The organism is Pseudomonas sp. WS 5027, from assembly GCF_012985695.1.
Lineage (GTDB): Bacteria > Pseudomonadota > Gammaproteobacteria > Pseudomonadales > Pseudomonadaceae > Aquipseudomonas > Aquipseudomonas hygromyciniae.
Genome location: NZ_JAAQWU010000023.1, coordinates 31,565 through 49,006, shown reverse-complemented (window position 1 = coordinate 49,006; position 17,442 = coordinate 31,565). Strand labels below are relative to the sequence as shown.

The window sequence follows — 17,442 nt, the reverse complement described above, 5'->3', positions numbered from 1 at the left end:
CCGCTTTGGCGGGTGTCTGACGGGGTTATCTCGACAGTGCATCTTGCGGGGTCAAGGACATGATGCTGCACATACCGACGCTCTTGATGGTCGCGGTCTTCGTTTTCTGCCTGATGGGCCTGCTCACCGTCCACGCCTGGCATCGCGTGCGTGAGCCGACCCTGGGCTATCTGGGGGTGATGCTATTGCTGGCATCCCTAGGTACTGCATTGATCGTGGTGCGCGGCGTGGGCGTGGATTTTGTCGCGCTGGTCCTGGGCAATGTGGTGCTGTTGCTCAGTGCAGCCATGAACTGGACGGCCATGCGCCTGTTCGTCCACGGCAAGCCACACCTGCCGGGCATCCTCGCGGGCCCCGCGCTGTGGTTGTTGATGTGCCTGGTGCCGCAGTTCTATGGCTCGATGTCCAGCCGGGTAACCCTGTACTCGCTGGTGGCCGCCAGCTACGGCGTACTGTCGGCGTTGGAGTTGTGGCGCCATCGCCGACAGCTGGAAGTAGCCTATCTGCCAGCAATGGTGTTGATGCTCTTTCATACGACGTTTTACTGCGTGCGCGCCGCGCTAGATCCCGGCCTGCCGATCAAGAACCAGAATCCAGTGATACACGACGGCGTACAGCTGTTTTCGTTCATGTTGTTCGAATCGATGCTGTATGCGATCGGCATCGCCTACGTCACCCTGGCGATGGTCAAGGAGCGCGCCGAACTCAACTTCAAGGCCGCCGCATTCAGCGATGTGTTGACCGGCATTGGCAATCGCCGGGCGTTCATGCTGCATGGCGAGCAACTGCTGGCTGACAGTCAGCGACGCGGCAAGCCGGTGACATTGCTGTTGTGTGACCTCGACTACTTCAAGCGCCTTAACGACAGTTTCGGTCACCCCATGGGCGACCAAGCGTTGATTGCCTTTAGCCAACTGACCTCGTCGATCTTGCGCAAGCATGATTTGTTTGCGCGCATCGGCGGCGAAGAGTTTGCCTGTCTGCTGGCCGATACCGATGAACGAGGCGCCGTGCAGGTGGCCGAACGTATCCGCCAGCGGTTCGCCGAGCTGGACCTGCTGGCCCCGGGTTTCCTCAGTGTGAGTATCGGGGTGGTGACCAGCACCGCCGCGTGCCACGACCTGTCGCGGCTGCTGTCCCAGGCGGACCAGGCGCTGTATCGCGCCAAGGATCAGGGGCGCAACCGCGTACAAACGGCCTGTAACACTTTGCAAGCAATCGCCCCCTGACGGCGGTCTGAATATTCCCTTCACTGGCAAGGCATCTGGTAAAAAACCTGCTTTGCTCCTGTCCTGGAACCTCCATGTCCTCACGTTTTCTCTCACGCTTGCGACTACGCTGGCTGCCCCTACTGTGCATGGCACTACTGATCCTCGGCCTGCCGGTGGGGTGCAATGTGTTGCAGCACAAGGAGCGAGAGCTGGTGTTTCGTATCGAGCCCGGCACGGCCAGTTGGTATCGCGGCCTGCCCAGGGACGTGCAGGAGTTCGAGCTCAAGCCGGCCAGCTTCAAGTCCGGGCAGAACCTGCATGGCTGGTGGTGGCCGGCGGCGAAAAAGGACGCGCCGGCGATCCTGTACCTGCACGGCGTGCGCTGGAACCTCACCGGCCAGTTGTTTCGCATCGAGCAATTGCATGCCCAGGGCTACTCGGTGCTGGCCATCGACTATCGGGGGTTTGGCCAAAGCCGGGGCGACCTGCCATCAGAGTCCAGTGTCTACGAAGATGCGCGGGTGGCCTGGGAGCGCTTCCAACTGCTGCAACCCGACCCGGGCAAGCGCCTGATCTACGGCCACTCCCTGGGCGGCGCCGTGGCCATCGACCTGGCCGCCGAACTGGGCCAGCAGGCCGCCGCCGAACAACGGCCACCGCCGGTGCGTGGCCTGGTGATCGAGTCCACCTTTACCTCCCTGGCCGATGTCGCGGCGGCGGTGACCAACACCTCGCTGCCGGTGCGTTGGTTGCTGTCACAGAAGTTTGACTCCATCGACAAGATCGCCGATATCCACATGCCCCTGCTGGTGGTGCATGGCCTGGATGACCGCTACGTGCCACCGCGTTTCAGCCAACAATTGTTTGATGCCGCGCAAGAACCCAAGCACTTGCTGTTGGTGCCGGGGGCCAGTCACAACAACAGCCTGAGCCTGGGCGGCCGCAGCTATCGCCAGGCACTCCAGGGTTTGCTGTAGAACGCTGAATCCGGCACCGGTTGGAGCGACGCGTGTCAAGCGCAAGCCGCGCGCCAAAAGGCTTGCAAAGGTTCCTGATCAAATATTGATCGCAGGTCGAATCGCCAGTGCTGCCGGGGCCACGCAAGGTTATCCACAGAGATACCCACGGTTTTCGTGGACAACTCTTTTTGCATTTAAACGGTTTTTTTACGCTGATGGCTCACCGGATCACGCCAGCCTTTTCCTTGGCAATCGCCTTGGGCCCGGTGATCGCCCACAGAATCATGCCCAGCAGCGGCACGAAGACAATCACCACAACCCACAGCATTTTGGTTTCGGCTCGACTGTCACTGCGCAGTACACAGTTGATCGCCCACAACTCCACCAACACCAACAGCGTGGCCAAAATCATCCAGACGTATTCGATTTGCATGGTTCACCTCCTGAGGTCATACACCTTAGGGCCCGGGGTGAACGCGAGGGTTCAGAAAAAATACCAAAGACTGCTCAGACCCGTGGCAAGAGCGCTTGTTGTGGCGAGGGGGCTTGTCCCCCGCTGGGCTGCGCAGCAGCCCCAATAAGATCGCCGCGTTCTATCAGACAGACCGCATCGCCAGGTTTTGGGGCTGCTGCGCAGCCCAACGGGGGCGATACGGCGTTCCGGCAAGCCCCCTCGCCACAAACCGCCCCTCAACCACAACAAGCCCACTTCCCACAGTCAGCTAGCTTCTGGCAGCTTGTCTGTGGCAATCGGCAACTCAATCCCCCAATCCCCATGCAGGTACCAATCCTCACCAACCATTTCAGCCGGATGCATGGTGCGGTCGGCACCGTTGCCGCAGGCCAGTGAAGTAGTCGCACAGTAACGATCACAGCCCCAGCAGATACGTTCGGGGTGTTTGGGGTTGAGCGGGAATGGCTTGGCCATGTGCAGTCTCCACAGCGGTGGACGGTGATTTGATCCTAAGGCCGCCGCCCGCCCACAGCCTTGACCAACGTCAAGAATGGTTGCGGGTATAGCCCTGGAAACTTGACAGGAATCATTATTATTTACAGCAAAGCTTTCTAGACTCGAACTCTCATTTGCCCTGTCAGGAAGCACCCATGCGTATCCCCTTCACGCTGTCACTGGCCCTGCTGTTGTCGACTGGCGCGGCCGTCGCCAAGGAGTACCCGATCGGCGAGCCACAAATGTGCCCCGGCCTGGAAGTCGGCGCGGTCTATCTGCAACCGATCGAGATGGCTCCTCCGGGCATGATGCGCGCCACCGCCGATTCGGATGTGCATCTGGAGGCCGATATCCGCGCCACCGCCGACAATCAACAGGGTTTCCAGGAAGGCAGTTTCGTGCCCTACCTCCACGTATCGTTCCGCCTGCAGAAGCAAGGCAGTGCGAGCCCGATCAGCGGTGATTTCCACGCCATGGTGGCCAACGACGGGCCGCACTACGGCGATAACGTCAAGCTGCTGGGCCCTGGCAAGTACCAACTGACTTTCACCGTGATGCCACCCAGCGGCCATGGCTCACTGGGCCGGCATACCGACAAGGAAACCGGAGTCGCACCCTGGTTCGAGCGTTGCGAGGTGCACTACGAATTCGTCTACGCCGGGATTGGCAAGAAAGGCGGCTACTGAATGCGCCGCGCCCTCGCCTTTTGCACCCTGCTGGCCGGTGGCGCGGCCCTGGCAGCGCCCTTGCCGACCTATGAGTTGACCCTGCAGGACGGCCACTTCAACCCGGCGCAACTCAAGGTGCCGGCCGGCCAGCGCTTCAAGATCGTGTTGAAAAACATCGGCCAGGGCCCTGCCGAGTTCGAGAGCACGCCGCTGCGCGTAGAGAAAGTGCTGTCGCCTGGGGTGACCACCTTTGTGGTGATCCACCCGCTCAAGCCGGGGACCTATGGGTTTTTCGACGAATTCAACCCACAGTTGCCCGAGGGCAGCATCCTCGCCGAATAACGGCCCAGGAGCATTTGATGAATCAATCGATGTTTATCGTCTGGCGCGAAAGCGTCGAGGCGTTGCTGGTGATCGGCATTCTCCAGGCCTGGATCAGCCAACAAACCAAGGGCTCGCGCCTGGGACGCTTCCTGTGGGCCGGCGTAGGCCTGGGCCTGCTGTGTTCCGCCGGGTTGGCGGGCTTGATGCTGTGGGCCGGTGAAGCCATGAGCGGGCCCAGCGGTGAATGGTTCCAGGCCGGCATGACCCTGGTGGCGAGCCTGTTGATGGTGCAAATGGTGTTTTGGATGCATCGCCACGGGCCGGGCCTCAGGCACACGCTGCTACAGGACGCCGAGCAGCGCGCGGCGCGCCAGGGCGGCCTCGGTGTGTTGTTGCTGGCGCTGCTGGCGGTCAGCCGCGAAGGCAGCGAGACCGTGGTGTTCCTGTACGGTGCCGGCGCCCAACTGCATGGCCCGGCACTGGGCCTGTTCGCCATTGGCGGGGTGCTGGGCCTGGTGTTGGCCGGACTCACGGTGATGCTCCTGCGCAGCACGCAACGGTTGATTTCCTGGTCGCGGTTTTTCGCCCTCAGCGAGGTGCTGTTACTTCTTTTGGCGGCCGCCTTGCTGGTCGCTGCCGCAGAACGCATCGGCGGGCAACTGTTGGCCATGGACATGCCCGATTGGGTCTACACCCTGGTGGGCGAAGCCTGGTGGGACAGCAGCGCCCTGCTCAGTGACAGCCGCGGCCTGGGCGCAGTGCTCGCAGGCTTCACCGGGTACCGCGCGACGCCCAGCACGCTCACCCTACTGGTGCTGGCCGGCTATTGGCTGCTGGTGGGTCAAGGGCTGTATCGCACCCGACGAGCAGCGCTGTGAACACCCCCTGGCTGCAACGCCTGGGGGATGGCATGCGCCGCCATGCGCGGCTGATTCGCGGTGTGCAATGGGCGGTGGTGCTGTTCTACGCGGGGTTGCTGGTAGTGCCCGCGCTGCTGCCGCTGCCCGCCAGCCAGGCGCGCCTGCTGGATAACCTGACGCTACTGGCACAGTTCCTGTTCTGGGGCGTGTGGTGGCCGTTCGTGGTGCTGTCCATCGTCTTGTTCGGCCGCGTGTGGTGCGGCGTGCTCTGCCCCGAAGGCTCCTTGAGCGAATGGGCCAGCCGCCATGGGCGCGGCCTGGGCATTCCGGGCTGGATCCGCTGGGGCGGCTGGCCCACCGTGGGTTTCTGCCTGACCACCCTCTACGGTCAGTTGATCAGCGTGTACGACTACGCCCAGGCGGCCTTGCTGATCCTCGGCGGCTCGACCGTGGCCGCAGTGCTGGTAGGGCTGCTGTTTGTGCGCGGCAAACGGGTGTGGTGCCGCTACCTGTGCCCGGTCAGCGGCGTATTCGCCCTGCTCGCACGCCTGGCGCCGGTGCATTTCCAGGTTGACGAACAACGCTGGAAAGCCAACGACGGCCCGCGCCTGCCGTTGCCCAACTGCGCGCCGCTGCTGGACATCCGCCGCTTGCAAGGCGCCAGCGATTGCCACGCCTGCGGACGCTGCAGCGGGCAACGCGGCGCGGTGCAGTTGATTGCGCGCTCGTGCAATAGCGAAATCCTCCAGGCCCCACGTAAACCCGTCTTGGTCTGGGACACGCGCTTGTTGTTGTTTGGCGTGATCGGCCTGGCGATGGGCGCGTTCCAGTGGACCGTCAGCCCGTGGTTCATCACGTTCAAGCAAGCGCTGGCGCAATGGTTGGTGGAGCACGACTGGCTGTGGCCGTTGCAAGACAACGCGCCCTGGTGGCTGTTGACCCATTACCCCCAGGCCAACGACAGCTTCAGTTGGTTGGATGGCTTTTGCATCGTGGCGTATCTAGGCGCCAGCAGCCTGTTGATCGGCGGCGCATTGATGGAGCTGGTGGGCCTGGCCGCACGATTGAGTGGGGATCGTGCACGGTATTGGGCCTTGGCGCTGACCTTCACGCCCCTTGGCGGTGCGGGGCTGTTCCTCGGGCTGTCGGCTACCACCGTGAAGTTGTTGCGTTATGAAGGGTTGCTGCTCGAATGGGTGCAACCGGCACGCGGCGCGCTGCTGGTTGGGGCGATGGGCTGGTGTTTGTGGCTGGGGTGGAAACAGCTGGCCGACACGCCACTGGCACGACATTGCGTCGCCTGGACTTGCCTGCTACTGGGCAATGGGCTGGTGGGGTATGTCTGGTGGCTACAGTTCTGGGGCTGGAGTCTCTAGGAGTCGACTCGTCATGGCGAGCCGACTTGTCGTGCCGAGCGGGCTTATTGTGGCGAGCGGGCTTGCCCCGCGCTGGGCTGCGCAGCAGCCCCAAAACCAGACGCTACGGAGTATCTGACACACCGTATCCGGCTTACTTGGGGCTGCTGCGCAGCCCAGCGCGGGGCAAGCCCGCTCGCCACACCAAGCCCGCTCGCCACAACTAGCCCGCTTGCCACAGTAAGCCCGCTCGCCACAATGGCCCGTCTTGCGCGGTTAGACGCGGAACCTGGCAACCGTCAGATGCAGTTCCCCAGCCATCTGCGCCAGTTCATGCCCCGCCGTATCGGTATGCCGCGCACCGAGCAAGACCTGTTCGGACAGATTGCGAATCCCCACCAGGTTGCGATCCACCTCCCGCGCCACCAATGCCTGCTCCTCGGTGGCGCTGGCGATCATCAGGTTGCGTTCGTTGATCTGCGAGATCGACTGGGTAATCGCCTCCAGCGCTTCACCAGAACGTTGGGCCACGCTCAAGGTAGCGCGTACCAATTCGCTGCTGTCGTGCATGGCGGTCACGGCCTGCTCGGTGTCCAGGCGGATATTGCCGATCATCTGCTCGATCTCCTGGGTCGAGGCCTGGGTGCGATGGGCCAGGGCCCGCACCTCATCGGCCACCACGGCAAACCCGCGCCCGGCGTCCCCGGCCCGTGCCGCCTCGATGGCCGCGTTGAGGGCCAGCAGGTTGGTCTGGTCGGCAATGCTGCGGATCACCTCCAGCACGCCGCTGATGTCCTGCACGCGCCCCGCCAGTTGCTGGATACGCACCGAAGTGCCGCTCACACCGTCTGCCAGGGTGTTGATCGAGGCCACCGTTTCCTGCACCTGATCCCGGCCAAGCAGGGCTGTCTGCGCCGACACACGTGAGGCTTCGCTGGTGCTGACTGCATTGCGCGCCACTTCATCTACCGCCGCCGTCATCTCGTTGACCGCCGTTGCCGCTTGTTCAATCTCCATGCCTTGCAACTGCAGGCTGCTGCTGGTCTGGCTGCTGACCGCACTCAACTCCTCGGAAGAACTGGCCACACGGTCCACCGAGGCGGCGATCTGGCGCACCATTTGGTTGAGGTTGTCCTGCATCTGTTGCATGTTTTTCATCACGCTGCCATCGGCGCTGCCCGCCGTTGGCACCACGGTGGTCAGGTCGCCCTGGGCAATCTGGCTCAATACCCGTGCGGCCTCATCGGGCTCTCCGCCCAAGGGCCGGGTCACGCTGCGGGTGACAATCACCGCTGCCGCCACCACCAGGGCCACGCACAAAAGGAACAGCCCCAGCATGTTGCGCCGCGCTTCGCTGTACAGGGTCTGCGCCGCGTGCTCGCGCTCGGTAAAGATCTGCCCCTGCAGGGCCATCATCGCCTCCAGGCTCTTGAACACGGCCTGCTCGGCGGGTTGCACATTCTGCTTGAGCTGCGCCACACCCTCGGCATGGGCGCCCTGGCGGATCAGCGCCTGCACCTGGGTAAAGGCGCCGACATAGGCTTCGCGACGCAGCTTCAGATCGGCATAGGCCGCCTGGCCCGCAGGCGTGTGGAACAGTGGCTCCAGCTCGGTGAAGGCATCGGTAATGCGTTGGCGTGTGGTGCCAATGGCCTGTTGTGCGGCTTGGTTGTCCTGGTCGATCAGCAAGTCGCGGGTGTTGCGGCCGTTGTCGCGCACACCGGTGGCAATCACCATGATCGGGGCGATTTTCGGCCAGTCCTGCTGCACGATCAGTTCCGATTGTTCCTTGAGGGTGCCCAGGTCGTGCAAGGCGTAGAACGCCATGCCGGCCAGGGCCAAGGGGGCGATGGCAAAGCCGATCGCGATGCGGCGGGCGGTGGTTAGTCGAGTCATGTCATAAGCTCCCTGATGAATACCTGCCCCCAGGGGCAGCATCTTTGATAATCCGGTGGGAGTTCAATCGCCACGCTTGAAAGGGCTCCGCGAAGGGATCAGCCCCGTAAAACAAATGCCGGGAACAGTGCCCGCATTTTCTCCCATAGTTCAGGCAGCAAGGCCTGTGCCGAAACGCTCGGCAACTGCTCATCGAGCATGCGCGCGGTGCGCACCAGCTGTACGGCGAAGCGCTTGACTCCCCGTTCTTGCAAACGCTGGGCCAGCAGCAGCAGGCGCTGCGGGTCGATCAGGTGCCAATGCACGGTGGTGCGGCATTCGTAATCCACACCGCTGTGCAGCAGCAGGTCGAGGCTGCGCCAATTGGCGGTGCCGCTGCCCTTGACCTGGGTGATCAACTGACAGTCCTCGGCCAGGGCCTTGACGTCGAAGCCGACCCAATCGGCGTGCACCAGGGCATTGGCGAACGCGGCGGGCTTGATCCCGGCGCTGTGCAGGCCGATGCGAAAGCCCATCTCGCGCACTTCGTCCATGGCCGCCGGCAGGCCTTCCTGCAAGGTCGGTTCGCCCCCGCTGAACACCACGGCGTCCAGCAGGTCCTGGCGCCGTTGCAGAAACAGCAAAACCCGGCGCCAATCCACCTCATCGCTACCGCGTGGGGGGATCAGGTCCGGGTTATGGCAATACCGACAACGCCAGGCGCAGCCCTGGCAAAACAGCACGCAAGCGAGCATGCCGGGGTAGTCGAGGGTGGTCAGGGGCACGAGGCCCCCGACCCGTAGTGCTCGACTCATTGGCGCCCGGCCGCCGCCGCACTTTCGGTAAAGTGCGCGCGCTCACGGTGCTCCGATTGTTTGCCGGGGTTAAAGGCCGAAACCGGTCGGTGGTAGCCCATGACACGGGTCCAGACTTCACAGCGTTGGCGTTGTGGCTGGGAGGTTTGCATGGTGAATCTCCTTGGGGTTGGAATACGGTTTGCGCCTTGAGCTTGCTCGCGAAAAACGTCAACGATCACGCGTGCTTCCTGGTTAAACGCGGTGTCCTTGAGTGCTTCGCGAGCAAGCTCGCTCCTACAAGGTGGGGCTTAGGGCCAGGGCTTCGTCGCACTTGGGGCAGAATTCATGTTCGCCCGCCAGGTAGCCGTGCACCGGGCAGATGGAGAACGTCGGTGTCACCGTCAGGTATGGCAGGCGGAAGCGCCCCAGGGCCTTGCGTACCAGTTGCTTGCAGGCCTGGGCCGAGGAAATCTGCTCGGCCATATACAGGTGCAACACGGTGCCGCCGGTGTATTTGCATTGCAGTTCGTCTTGCAGTTCCAGCGCTTCGAACGGGTCTTCGGTGTAGCCCACCGGCAACTGCGAAGAGTTGGTGTAATACGGTGCGTCGTGGCTGCCAGCCTGGAGGATCGCGGGGAAGCGCTTGAGGTCTTCCTTGGCAAACCGGTAGGTGGTGCCTTCGGCCGGCGTGGCTTCCAGGTTGTAGAGGTGGCCGGTGTCTTCCTGGAAGCGCAGCAACGTGGCGCGCACGTGATCCAGCACCTGCAGCGCAAACTCGCGCCCACGGGCGGTATGTGTGCCCTCCTCGTCCCCGGTGAAATTGCGCAGCATCTCGTGCATGCCGTTCAGGCCAATGGTTGAGAAGTGATTGCGCAAGGTCCCCAGGTAGCGCTTGGTGTAGGGGTACAACCCGGCGTCCATATGGTGCTGGATCACCTTGCGCTTGACCTCCAGGCTCTCCATCGCCAGTTCCATAAGGTGGTCCAGGCGTTGCAGCAAACCACTGGTGTCGCCCTTGAACAGGTAACCCAGGCGTGCGCAGTTGATGGTCACCACCCCCAATGAGCCGGTCTGCTCCGCCGAACCGAACAGCCCGCCGCCACGCTTGAGCAACTCGCGCACATCCAGCTGCAAGCGGCAGCACATCGAACGCACCTGGTTGGGCTGCATATCGGAATTGAGGAAGTTCTGGAAATACGGCAGGCCATAGCGTGCGGTCATCTCGAACAGACGGTCGGCGTTTTCGCTGTCCCACGGGAAGTCATGGGTGATGTTGTAAGTGGGGATCGGGAAGGTAAACACCCGGCCCTTGGCGTCACCGGCCTGCATCACTTCGATATAGGCGCGGTTGATCAGCTCCATTTCCGCCTGCAGGTCACCGTAGGCAAACGGCATTTCTTCGCCGCCGATAATCGGGATCTGCTCGCGCAAGTCTTCCGGGCAGACCCAGTCGAATGTCAGGTTGGTAAACGGCGTTTGGGTACCCCAGCGCGACGGTACGTTGAGGTTGTAGATGAACTCCTGCACCGCCTGGCGAATCTCGGGGAAGGTCAGCTGATCCTTGCGTACAAAGGGCGCCAGGTAGGTGTCGAACGAACTGAAGGCCTGGGCACCGGCCCATTCGTTCTGCAGGGTACCGAGGAAGTTGACCATCTGCCCCAAGGCACTGCCCAGGTGCTTGGGCGGCCCGGCTTCGACCCGGCCGGGCACGCCATTGAGGCCTTCGTGCAGCAGCGTGCGCAGGGACCAGCCGGCGCAATAACCAGCGAGCATGTCCAGGTCATGGATATGCAAGTCCGCCTCACGATGGGCCTGGCCGATCTCCTGGCTATAGACCTCGTCCAGCCAATAATTGGCGGTGACCTTGCCCGACACATTCAGCACCAGCCCGCCCAGGGAATAGCCCTGGTTGGCGTTGGCCTGTACCCGCCAGTCCTCACGGTCGAGATACTCGTTCATCGAGGTGGCGACTTCCACCAGGGTCTTGCGATCCCGGCGCAGGCGCCCATGCTGCTCGCGGTAGACAATGTAGGCGCGCATTGCCAGAAAGTACCCGGCGTCCATCAATACCCGCTCGACACTGTCCTGGATCTGCTCAACATCCAGGCGAGTGATCCCGCGCAACCGGGCGAGCACCGCCCCTAACAACAGATCGACCTCGGCTTCCTGATACTCGCCGGTGGCGTTACCCGCAGCGATCATCGCCTGGCGGATTTTCTCGGCGTCAAAGGCAACCTGGGTGCCATCACGCTTGTGTAGGCGGGTACTGACCAGCGGGCTTGAGGTGATCTGCATGGGGGCTCCGAAACACTACATATAGATTTAATAGTTCATATAGACACAAGATGCAGTGATGGTACGCAGTGAAAGGCGGGTTGCAATTGACCAGGGTCAAGTTTGCGAAGACGTATCGTCACAGGCCAGTTCACGTTCAATCTGTTCGATGCTGGGTAAGCTGGTTTGGAGTTCTGCCGGGAGGGAGCCTACCAACTGGTACTCCGCCACCCCGATGGGTCGAGCGCTGTCACGCAAGGCATATTCAGCCACTATTTTGTTTTTGCTTTTGCACAGCAGCAAACCAATGGTGGGGCTGTCTTGTGGGTGCTTGAGCTGGGCGTCCACCGCTGTGAGGTAAAAACCCAGCTGACCCAGATGCTCTGGCTTGAACTTTCCTGCCTTGAGTTCGATGGCGACGTAACAGCGCAGCTTCAAGTGATAAAACAGCAGGTCAATGAAGAACTCTTCGCCGCCCACGTCCAACAGCACCTGCTTGCCGACAAAAGCAAAGCCTGCACCCAACTCCAGCAAAAAGTCGGTGACATGCCTGATCAGTGCGCTTTCGATCTCACGCTCCTGCGCGTCCAGGGTCAGCCCCAGAAAATCGAAACGATAAGGATCTTTCAGCGACTCGCGGGCCAGGTCCGATTGGGGCTTGGGCAGCAGGGTTTCGAAGTTGCTGACAGCATTGCCACTGCGTTCCAGCAGACGGGTCTCGATTTGCATGACCAGAATGTTGCGTGACCAGTTGTGTTCAATGGCTTGGGCGGCGTACCAGCGGCGGGTTTCGGGGCCGGGTAGTTTATCGAGCAGGACCAAATTATGACCCCACGGCAATTGTGCAGCAGCCTGTTGCACAAACTGAACATCAGGCCAAGCCTCAGCAAATGCGCGCATGTACTTGAGGTTACGCGGCGAAAAACCTTTCATATCAGGAAAAGCTGAACGCAAATCCCGCGCCAGACGCTCAATGACTTTTGCTCCCCACCCCTGCTGCGCCTGGCGGGTCAAGATGTCCTGGCCAATCTGCCAGTACAGCAGCACAAGCTCACGGTTTACCGCCAGCGACGCACGCTGCTGGGCTGAGTGGATGCGGTTTTTCAGGTCCTTCAACCAGTCGCCATATCCCTCAGGTGGTGTCGTGAAGCTATCATCGGATCGATTCATTCCGGGTTCCTTGTCGATATTGCGCGTTGTAGAAACCGGCAATGGTAACGACGGAAAAAAGCCACGCGGGCCAGCACAATGCCCTTGATACAAAACATCGGGAACTACTATGCGACAGGGTTCCAGCACCTCCTCAACCCCCACTCATATTCATAAACCGCACCACCTGCACCTCGCCCTGCCCGGTAAAGTCATGGCGTAACGGTTTACCCCGCAACGCCTTGTGCAGCGCCTCCACCAAAGGCCGGTCATCCAACGGATAGCGACGCAGCAACGCACGGAAATCCACCGCGTTGTCCTGGCCCAGGCACAGCAGCAACTGCCCTTCCACCGTCATCCGCACCCGGTTGCAGCTGGCGCAGAAGTTGTGGGAGTTGGGCGAGATAAAGCCGATGCGCGTCTGTGCATGCCGCGCAAGGCGCACGTAGCGGGCCGGGCCGCCGCTGTTTTCGGTGCTGTCGAGCAACGCGTGATGCTCGCTGATCAATGCGCGCACCTGCTCGCTGGAGCAAAAGGATTCGCCCCGCGAGCGCCCCACATCCCCCAATGGCATCTCTTCGATAAAGCTGATATCGATGCCCTGGTCGATGGCGTACTGCACCAGCGCCGGGACTTCATCGAAATTGCGGCCCTTCATCACCACGCAATTGAGCTTGACCCGCTCGAACCCGGCATCCCGCGCCGCCTCGATGCCGTCCAGCACCTGGCGCAGATCGCCATTGCGGGTGATCGCACGAAAGCGGTCAGGGTCGAGGCTGTCGAGGCTGATATTCATGCGTTTGACCCCAGCCTCCACCAGCGGCCGCGCCAGGCGGCCCAGTTGCGAGCCGTTGCTGGTCATCACCAGTTCGCGCAGGCCGGGCAACGCGGCGATATGGCGGCACAGCTCGACAATGCCCGGACGGATCAGCGGCTCGCCCCCGGTCAGGCGGATCTTGCGCACACCCTGGCTGACGAACACCGTCGCCAGCCGTTGCAGTTCCTCCAGGGTCAACACTTGCTGGCGCGGCAGGAAGGTCATGTTTTTTGCCATGCAATACACACAGCGAAAATCACAACGATCGGTCACCGACAGTCGCAGGTAGTCAATGGAACGGCCCACACCATCCACCAGGCTCATGTCACTGCACCAACGGCGAGTCGGCGCCCTGCAGCGCGATGCCACGTACATCGGCCGCGCCAATCAGGGTTTGCAGGTATTGCACCAACGCCTTCTGCCACACCCCTTGCTGCAACTGGGTGCGGATCGCCGTGGCGACCGCCTCGTAAGGCAACGGCTGGCCTTCGATGCGCTGATCGACGCAAATCACATGCCAGCCGTAGCGGCTTTCCAGGGGTTTGCTGGCCAGGCCCGGGGCCAGGGTAAACAATTGGCGCTCCAGCTCCGGCACGGTCTGGCCTTTGCTGACCTGCCCGAGGGAGCCGCCCTGGGCCTTGGACGGGCACGCCGAATACTTCAGTGCCAGTTCGGCAAAGGCGCCGTGCGACTCTTCCAGGCTCAGCACCAGTACCTCGGCCTGGGACAGCGCCTGATGGCGCGCCTCGGCATCGTCCGGCGCGCACTCCAGCAGGATGTGCCGCACCGCCAGCAACGGCGCGCTGTGAAAGCGCCCGCGATTGCTTTCGAAGTAGCGTACACAGGTGGCCTCGTCACAGTCCGGCACCTTGACTTCACGCTCCAGCAACAGGCGGGTTGCCGCCTCCTCTTCGTTCTCGCCGGCACCGACTTCCAGCAACACTCCCAGCTCACGGATCCGCTGCTGTAGCAGCTCACGGATCACCAAGGCGCGGGCGGCGAGGAACACCGCCTCCTCGCGACTCTCAGCCGGGTGATATTGCAGTTCCTGAGCCATAGCCTCGGGGGCAATCTGCACCCCGTTGACGCTGACAATCGGCCATTCCTGTTCGCTGCTGGCAATCAGTTGCGGCTCGACGGCCACCACCACTTCCGGCTCTTTGGCCGAAGAGCTGCAACCGCCACCGCCACCACCACCGCCGCCACATCCGCATCCTGTAGTCATGACGTTCTCCTCACTTCTGCCGCACGATTTGATAACGACGACCCAAATACCAGATCGGCGCGCTGACCATATGCACCAGCCGGGTAAACGGGAACAGCACAAACAGGGTCAGGCCCAGCGCCACGTGCGCCTTGTAGATCAGGCTGACCGGGGCAATCGAGGCGGCCGCTTCGACCGGCCGCAGCAACACTACGTTCTGCGCCCAGTCCGCGAGCATCACCATCACCGAACCGTCCATATGCCCGGTCGATGCGACGATGGTCAGCAAGCCCAGCACCAACTGCGCCAGCAACACCAGCAGGATCAGGATGTCCGATGGGCTTGATGTGGCCCGTACCCGTGGATCAGTGAGGCGGCGCTTGACCAGCATCAGCAGGCCCACCAGGCACAGCAAACCGAAGAAGCCCCCGGAGACCATCGCCAGCAGTTGCTTGTTTTCGGTACTGATCACATGGTGGTAGATCGACGCCGGCGTCAGCAGGCCGACAAAATGCCCGGCCAGCACGAACAGCACGCCGATATGGAAGAAGTTGCTCGCCACGCGCATGCCACGGTTATTGAGCATCTGGCTGGAGCCGGCCTTCCAGGTGTACTGCGACAGGTCAAACCGCGCCCAACTGCCCAATAGGCAAATGGCCAGGGCGACATACGGATACACGCCAAATACCAGCAAATTCCACTTAGACATTACCCACCTCCTTGGCTGGCGCGGCGGCCAGCCCTTCGTGCTGAAAATCCACCCAGTGCAACGGCACCGCGCTTTCTTCGCGGGCCTTGCCCGGGGCGCTGGGCATGGCGCTGCAACGGTCCTGCTGCTCGGCCTGCATAAAGTCCACGGCCTCCTCTTCCCAGACCTTGTCCAGGGCTTCGAGGGAGTCGTCGCGCACTTCGGCGGCAACCTGGGCGCGCAACTCAGCAATCGCCTGGTGCGGCTCGGCGCCGCTGATCTGCAACAGCGCACGGAAGCAACTGGCGTAAGCGCTTTCGCGCTCGTCCAGGCGCGCCGCCAGCAAGGCCAGCAGGTGCGCCACATCCGCCAGGCCCTCGCGGGCCTCGATGTCTTCGCGGGTGGACAGAAACTCCAGGTACAGCGGGATGTAGTCCGGCAACTCCTTGACGCCGATGGCGAACCCGGCCTCCTGGTACTGGGCCATCATGTCGACCATGGCCTGGCCGCGATCGCGCGACTCGCCATGCACGTGTTCGAACAACAACAGCGACAGCGAGCGGCCCCGGCCAAACAGCGCGCCGTAGTGCTCCTGACCGTCCATCAAGTCATTGCTGCAGATCAGCTCCAATAGCTCGAACAACGCACCGCGCTGCTTGGGGCTGATTTCCCGCGATTCGATAATCGCCTGCTCCAATTCATCGTGGCCGTTCACCAGGGTTTCGGTGGGATAGTCGAGCAGCAACGAGATCACTTTAAGAATGCGCATGGCTCAGTCCTCCCAGATCTGTACGGTTTTCAGCACGTCGCGGCGGTTGGCCTTCTTCGCCCCGAACATATTGGTGTCGGAGCTGCCACTGCAGCCGCTGCCGAAGCTGAAACCACAGCCGGAACGCTCGGCAAACGCATCGCTCATCGCGTCTTCACGGTGGGCGCTCGGTACCACAAAACGGTCTTCGTAGTTGGCAATCGCCAGGTAGCGGTACATCTCTTCCACCTGGGCCACGCTTAGGTCCACGTCGGCCAACACTTGCAGGTCTTCGACGCCGTCCACTTGCTGAGAGCGCTTGAAGGCGCGCATGGCCAGCAGGCGTTTAAGCGCACGCTTGACCGGTTTTTCATCACCGGCAGTCAGCATGTTCGCCAGGTAGCGCAACGGAATACGCAGGCTGTCTACGTCCGGGATCACCCCGTTCATGCCCACGGTGCCAGCAGCGGCGGCGTTCTGGATTGGCGAAAGTGGCGGCACGTACCAGACCATCGGCAAGGTGCGATATTCCGGGTGCAGCGGCAGCGCCAGCTTCCAGTCCACGGCCATTTTGTACACCGGCGAACGCTGGGCCGAGTCGATCACCGACTGCGGTACACCATCGGCTAGGGCCTGGCGGATCACCGCCGGGTCATTGGGGTCGAGGAAGATTTCCAGCTGCTTCTCGTACAGGTCGTGCTCGTTGGCGGTGCTCGCCACTTCGCTGATGCGGTCGGCGTCATACAGCAACACGCCGAGGTAACGGATACGCCCCACGCAGGTTTCCGCACAGACGGTGGGCATGCCCGCTTCGATCCGTGGGTAGCAGAAGATGCACTTCTCGGACTTGCCACTTTTCCAGTTGAAGTAGATTTTCTTGTACGGGCAGCCGCTGATGCACATGCGCCAGCCGCGGCATTTTTCCTGGTCGATCAGGACGATGCCGTCCTCTTCACGCTTGTAGATCGCGCCGCTGGGGCACGACGCCGCGCACGCCGGGTTCAGGCAGTGCTCGCACAGGCGCGGCAGGTACATCATGAAGGTGTTTTCGTACTCGCCATAAATGTCGGCCTGGATCTGGTCGAAGTTCTTGTCCTTGCGGCGCTTGGCGAACTCGGTGCCGAGGATTTCTTCCCAGTTGGGGCCCCACTCGATTTTCTCCATGCGCTTGCCCGACACCACCGAACGCGGGCGCGCAGTGGGTTGGTGCTCGCCCAGGGGCGCGGTGTGCAGGTGCTGGTAGTCGAAGTCGAACGGCTCGTAGTAGTCGTCCAGGCTCGGCAGGTCCGGGTTGGCGAAGATGTTCGCCAACACGCGGAACTTGCCGCCGATACGTGGGTTGATCGAGCCGTTGGCGTTACGGATCCAGCCGCCCTTCCACTTGTCCTGGTTTTCCCACTCCTTGGGGTAGCCGATGCCCGGCTTGGATTCAACGTTGTTGAACCAGGCGTATTCCATGCCTTCGCGGCTGGTCCAGACATTTTTGCAGGTGATGGAGCAGGTGTGGCAGCCGATGCACTTGTCCAGGTTCAGGACCATGCCGATTTGTGAGCGAATCTTCATC

The 17,442-nt window shown here is 62.0% G+C and carries 18 protein-coding genes; 6 read left to right on the top strand and 12 right to left on the bottom strand.

Annotated elements, in window-relative coordinates:
* Positions 1-59: 59 nt before the first annotated feature.
* Both HBO09_RS23730 and HBO09_RS23725 read left to right on the top strand, forming a co-directional pair.
* On the top strand, positions 60-1,229 hold the full coding sequence (locus HBO09_RS23730) for a GGDEF domain-containing protein (protein ID WP_169997795.1): 1,170 nt from the start codon (positions 60-62) through the stop codon (positions 1,227-1,229).
* A 74-nt stretch (positions 1,230-1,303) separates the two neighbouring features.
* On the top strand, positions 1,304-2,188 hold the full coding sequence (locus HBO09_RS23725) for an alpha/beta fold hydrolase (protein WP_169997797.1): 885 nt from the start codon (positions 1,304-1,306) through the stop codon (positions 2,186-2,188).
* Between the two features lie 202 nt (positions 2,189-2,390).
* Here HBO09_RS23725 and HBO09_RS23720 read toward each other — a convergent pair whose 3' ends face one another.
* Together HBO09_RS23720 and HBO09_RS23715 are read right to left on the bottom strand one after the other, a co-directional pair.
* Entirely contained in the window at positions 2,391-2,603 is a 213-nt protein-coding gene (locus HBO09_RS23720) for a PLD nuclease N-terminal domain-containing protein (protein ID WP_169997800.1), read from the bottom strand.
* A gap of 285 nt (positions 2,604-2,888) precedes the next feature.
* Positions 2,889-3,098 carry a DUF3079 domain-containing protein gene (locus tag HBO09_RS23715; RefSeq protein ID WP_169997802.1) on the bottom strand — a complete coding sequence of 70 codons (210 nt, stop codon included), beginning with the start codon at positions 3,096-3,098 and terminating at the stop codon, positions 2,889-2,891.
* Positions 3,099-3,274: 176 nt separating this feature from the next.
* Here HBO09_RS23715 and HBO09_RS23710 point away from each other — a divergent pair, with 176 nt between their 5' ends.
* From HBO09_RS23710 to HBO09_RS23695, 4 genes are read left to right on the top strand one after another with little or no spacing between them, the layout of a single operon-like run.
* Positions 3,275-3,805 (top strand): iron transporter, encoded by a 531-nt coding sequence (locus HBO09_RS23710; protein WP_169997804.1) that lies wholly within the window; start codon positions 3,275-3,277, stop codon positions 3,803-3,805.
* Positions 3,806-4,129: a cupredoxin domain-containing protein gene (locus tag HBO09_RS23705; RefSeq protein WP_169997806.1), complete on the top strand. Its 324-nt coding sequence runs from the start codon at positions 3,806-3,808 to the stop codon at positions 4,127-4,129. It begins immediately after the preceding gene.
* A gap of 17 nt (positions 4,130-4,146) precedes the next feature.
* Entirely contained in the window at positions 4,147-4,989 is an 843-nt protein-coding gene (locus HBO09_RS23700) for an FTR1 family protein (RefSeq protein WP_169997808.1), read from the top strand.
* 32 nt (positions 4,990-5,021) lie between these two features.
* Positions 5,022-6,347 (top strand): 4Fe-4S binding protein, encoded by a 1,326-nt coding sequence (locus HBO09_RS23695; protein WP_169997883.1) that lies wholly within the window; start codon positions 5,022-5,024, stop codon positions 6,345-6,347.
* Between the two features lie 255 nt (positions 6,348-6,602).
* On the opposite strand, the gene HBO09_RS23690 is transcribed toward HBO09_RS23695, so the two are convergent.
* From HBO09_RS23690 to narH, 10 genes are all read right to left on the bottom strand, one after another.
* Positions 6,603-8,222 carry a methyl-accepting chemotaxis protein gene (locus HBO09_RS23690; RefSeq protein WP_169997810.1) on the bottom strand — a complete coding sequence of 540 codons (1,620 nt, stop codon included), beginning with the start codon at positions 8,220-8,222 and terminating at the stop codon, positions 6,603-6,605.
* Positions 8,223-8,320: 98 nt separating this feature from the next.
* Entirely contained in the window at positions 8,321-9,016 is a 696-nt protein-coding gene (locus HBO09_RS23685; protein ID WP_169997812.1) for an anaerobic ribonucleoside-triphosphate reductase activating protein, read from the bottom strand.
* Positions 9,013-9,168 carry an anaerobic ribonucleoside-triphosphate reductase gene (gene nrdD / locus HBO09_RS23680; protein ID WP_038441552.1) on the bottom strand — a complete coding sequence of 52 codons (156 nt, stop codon included), beginning with the start codon at positions 9,166-9,168 and terminating at the stop codon, positions 9,013-9,015. The genes HBO09_RS23685 and nrdD overlap by 4 nt, the downstream gene beginning before the upstream one ends.
* Before the next feature lie 124 nt (positions 9,169-9,292).
* The gene (locus tag HBO09_RS23675; protein ID WP_169997815.1) at positions 9,293-11,293 is read right to left on the bottom strand and encodes a ribonucleoside triphosphate reductase; all 2,001 of its coding nucleotides are present in this window, start codon (positions 11,291-11,293) and stop codon (positions 9,293-9,295) included.
* A gap of 96 nt (positions 11,294-11,389) precedes the next feature.
* Positions 11,390-12,442 carry a PDDEXK nuclease domain-containing protein gene (locus HBO09_RS23670; RefSeq protein ID WP_169997885.1) on the bottom strand — a complete coding sequence of 351 codons (1,053 nt, stop codon included), beginning with the start codon at positions 12,440-12,442 and terminating at the stop codon, positions 11,390-11,392.
* A gap of 133 nt (positions 12,443-12,575) precedes the next feature.
* Complete coding sequence (moaA, locus tag HBO09_RS23665) at positions 12,576-13,562, bottom strand: GTP 3',8-cyclase MoaA (RefSeq protein WP_169997817.1); 987 nt, start codon at positions 13,560-13,562, stop codon at positions 12,576-12,578.
* Position 13,563: 1 nt separating this feature from the next.
* Entirely contained in the window at positions 13,564-14,463 is a 900-nt protein-coding gene (locus HBO09_RS23660; RefSeq protein ID WP_169997819.1) for a peptidylprolyl isomerase, read from the bottom strand.
* 10 nt (positions 14,464-14,473) lie between these two features.
* Positions 14,474-15,151: a respiratory nitrate reductase subunit gamma gene (gene narI / locus HBO09_RS23655; protein ID WP_169997821.1), complete on the bottom strand. Its 678-nt coding sequence runs from the start codon at positions 15,149-15,151 to the stop codon at positions 14,474-14,476.
* The gene (gene narJ / locus HBO09_RS23650) at positions 15,144-15,899 is read right to left on the bottom strand and encodes a nitrate reductase molybdenum cofactor assembly chaperone (RefSeq protein WP_169997824.1); all 756 of its coding nucleotides are present in this window, start codon (positions 15,897-15,899) and stop codon (positions 15,144-15,146) included. The genes narI and narJ overlap by 8 nt, the downstream gene beginning before the upstream one ends.
* Before the next feature lie 3 nt (positions 15,900-15,902).
* Positions 15,903-17,441 (bottom strand): nitrate reductase subunit beta, encoded by a 1,539-nt coding sequence (gene narH / locus HBO09_RS23645; RefSeq protein ID WP_029291316.1) that lies wholly within the window; start codon positions 17,439-17,441, stop codon positions 15,903-15,905.
* Between the last annotated feature and the right edge of the window lies 1 nt (position 17,442).